Source organism: Acetonema longum DSM 6540, from assembly GCF_000219125.1.
GTDB lineage: Bacteria > Bacillota > Negativicutes > Sporomusales > Acetonemataceae > Acetonema > Acetonema longum.
This window is the reverse complement of the sequence record NZ_AFGF01000099.1, coordinates 1-3300: the sequence shown is the minus strand read 5'-3', so window position 1 is coordinate 3300 and position 3300 is coordinate 1. Positions and strand designations below refer to the sequence as shown.

Sequence of the window (3300 nt, the reverse complement as noted above, 5' to 3'; positions counted from 1 at the left end):
TTTATACATATGCGGAGGGATCATGATGAAAGATCGGAGTTGGCTGCGATGGAAGCAGAAGCCGGGAAACACCGGAGAGCGGCAAGGCCCGGGAATGACGGCTCAATCTCCGCCGGATAGACCTGTGAGGGCTAGGCGGCAGGTCAGCCTGTTGACCGAGACGGCGCTGCTGGCTGCATCGATCACCGTTACCGGGGCAGTCAAGCTGCCTGGCCTGCTGCCGGGCACGGAGTTTCAGCTGTCAGCGCCGCTGGCGGTGGCGATATGTGCGGTTTTCGGCTTTAGCCAGTATATCCTAGCCGGGATGATATCAAGTATCGCGGGCTTGATCTTAGGGACCCAGAACTTGCTGAACGTAGGTATCGCCCTGGTTTTCCGGCTGAGCGCCGGCAGTCTGCTGGCAGTGTTCAGCACCGCCTGGCCGGTGGTGACCATTGCCGGACCAGTGGGATCGACGGTTGCCAGGCTCAGCCTGTCTCTGATCCTGGAGCAAGCCACCCTGCCGCTGGTGATTGCCGCCTTGCCAGGTATGGTATATACGGCTCTGACAGCTTGGCCTTTGACTCTGCTGCTGAGACGCGTCCTCAATCAGGCGAGAAGGGTGACGGACTATGTTATACAGCGTTAGAATGCGGGCGGCTCAGGGAGGGACTCACGAGGACGGCGGCAGGCATATCTCTGGAGCGGAACGGCTGGTTCCGGAGTCCGGTATCGGGGAGGCAGCCGATGCCATGCTGCGGCGGGCCATGAATCACAGCCGGGGTAAAGCTGATTTTATCAATATTACGGTGGAAGCTATGCCGGGTCCCATGCTGCGAATTCCGCTGCCGGCAGTGGAAACCCTGAATTTTCCAGACATCTTTTCCTGCCGTCTGGCTGCCAGACAGCTGCTCGTCGATAACGGGATTGCTGCGCCGGCTGTTGACAGCGGTTTTGCCAGCCTGGACAGTTTGGCGGACAGCATGCGGGGCGCTATGCTGCTGTGCGCTAAGACTGGTATCCGTCTGGACCAAGCCGGGATGCGGGGAGTGAGAGTATCTCGCCAGGACTGCAGTGATAGGGAGGCTTATGCCGCTCACTTGCAATCGTTAGGTCTTAGCGGCGTTCATGTGCGGGAAGCCTTGGTCCTGGCCAGTAAGGTTCTGGCGGCGCCTGGCGTTGCAGCGGAGTTGTGCTGGTCGGACGATCCGGAGTATACGGCCGGTTATATCTCAGTCTGTCGCCGCTATATACGGCTGCCCCATTTCAAACCTTACGGCAGTCCGGTGGGAGGACGGGTGTTCTTTCTGGAGCCCGGCTGTGATGTCGACACAACCATTGAATTTTTACAGAATCAGCCGGTTTTGGTTGATGTGAGGTGAAAAGGATGAATAAATGGGCCCAACAAGTGGATGAGATCAGGCGGCTCTGGTTGTACCGCCAGCCGGTGGTATATTTGCCTTTGAGTGCAACGATAGCGGAACAGGCCGGGAAGAAGTATTTGATGCTGGCTTCCAACAGCTATCTTGGCCTTACCCACCACCCGGCGGTGCGGCAGGCCGCCATCGAGGCGGTGCAGGCTTATGGCGCCGGCTCCGGCGGGGCTAGGCTGACTACCGGGACTCATCCGTTATATCCGGCTCTGGAGAAAGACTTGGCCGCGTTTAAACAGAGAGAGGCTGCGTTGGTCTTTAATACCGGTTATATGACTAATGTAGGGGTTATCAGCGGTTTGGCCCGGGCCGGGGACGTGATCTTCAGCGATGCCTGGAATCATGCAAGCATCATTGACGGCTGCCGTCTTGCCCGGTCTGAGACAGTTGTCTACCAACACGGTGACGTGGAAGATTTGCGGCAGAAGCTGCAACAGACACCCTGCAGCGGCAAACGTTTTATCATTACCGACGGGGTATTCAGCATGGACGGCGATATTGCGCCCCTGGACCGGATTGTCCCATTGGCGGAAGAATATGATGCCTGCGTCATCGTAGACGATGCCCACGCCACCGGTGTGATCGGCCCGGGAGGCCGCGGGACGGCAGCTTACTTTGGTCTGAAAGGCAGAGTTCAGGTGGAAATCGGCACCTTAAGCAAGGCTTTGGCAGCTGAAGGCGGGTTTGCAGCCGGCGACGAGTCGCTGATTGAAATCCTGGCCAACCGGGCTCGCAGCTTTATCTTTTCTACGGCTCTGGCTCCGGCGACAGTGGCTGCGGCCCATGCGGCGCTGCGGCAGTTAATCGCTGAACCGGAAATGGTTGACCGGCTGAGGGAAAATGCCATTTACCTCCGGAGCAAGCTGGCGGCCGCGGGGTTTACCGCTTTACCCGGCGATACGCCCATTATCCCTGTGATACTGGGCCGGGAGGAAACCGCCCTGGACATGGCGCGGGCGCTGCAGGAAAGAGGCGTGATCGTGGCCGCCATTCGTCCGCCAACCGTACCGCCCGGCTCCAGCCGGCTGCGGCTGACGATAACGGCAGAGCACCGGCAGCAGGACCTGGATAAGGCCGTTGTCGCGATGCAGGAAGCGTGGTCAAGTCTGAAACAGGGAGGAAACGGTGTATGACAGGTATATTCATTACCGCAACTGATACCGAAGTAGGAAAAACCGTCATTACCGGAGCGATTGCCGCCGGGCTGAAACAACGCGGCTTGAATACGGCAGTATATAAGCCGGTTGCTTCCGGCGGCGTGAGAAACCGGGAAGGGAAACTGGATTCCGAGGACGCAATGTTTTTGCAAAAAGCAGCGGGGCTGCCGGAGGCTGAGCGCAACAGGATCACACCGCTGGTGCTGGAACCGCCCCTGACGCCGGCAGTAGCGGCCCGGGAGTCGGGAGTTACCGTCAGGGTGGCGGATTTGACCGAGGGATACCGGCAGCTGGCGTCTGACTATCAGGTAGTCCTGGTAGAAGGGGTGGGCGGAATTGCCGCTCCTATCTGGCAGGAGTATCTGGTGGCTGATTTTATGGCCGGGCTGGGTCTGCCGACGGTGATTGTCGCCAGGCCCAACCTGGGAACCATCAATCATACCGTATTGACGGCGTATTATGCCCAAAGCAGAGGGATACCCGTGGCCGGCATTATTATCAACGGCTGGGATGGCGTCAGCGGCGGTATCCTGGAACGTTCCAACGCCGAATATATCTCATCCCTGACCGGCCTGCCCCTTCTGGGAAAGTTTCCCTGCCGGGAGGAGATCAGCGTACCGGAATGTCGCACCGAAGGACTGGCTGCGCTGGCTGAACAGTACCTGGATTTGGATAAAATCGCAGCGATCGCTTTAGACACCTTGAGTGACAAGTGACTCAGTGAACAAGTG

Annotated in this window: 4 protein-coding genes; all 4 read left to right on the top strand. The window is 58.6% G+C overall.

The genetic code is table 11. The annotated features are described in order from the left end of the window. Positions 1-94: 94 nt before the first annotated feature. The 4 genes from ALO_RS11125 to bioD are packed head-to-tail and all read left to right on the top strand — an operon-like array spanning position 95 to position 3285. Entirely contained in the window at positions 95-628 is a 534-nt protein-coding gene (locus tag ALO_RS11125; protein ID WP_050807002.1) for a hypothetical protein, read from the top strand. After that, entirely contained in the window at positions 612-1361 is a 750-nt protein-coding gene (locus ALO_RS11120) for a 6-carboxyhexanoate--CoA ligase (protein WP_004095790.1), read from the top strand. The genes ALO_RS11125 and ALO_RS11120 overlap by 17 nt, the downstream gene beginning before the upstream one ends. A gap of 5 nt (positions 1362-1366) precedes the next feature. Beyond that, a complete protein-coding gene (gene bioF / locus ALO_RS11115; RefSeq protein WP_004095789.1) occupies positions 1367-2545 on the top strand; it encodes an 8-amino-7-oxononanoate synthase in 1179 nt (392 codons plus the stop codon). Beyond that, positions 2542-3285 (top strand): dethiobiotin synthase, encoded by a 744-nt coding sequence (bioD, locus tag ALO_RS11110; protein WP_004095787.1) that lies wholly within the window; start codon positions 2542-2544, stop codon positions 3283-3285. Before bioF ends, bioD begins: the two co-directional genes overlap by 4 nt. Positions 3286-3300: the final 15 nt, after the last annotated feature.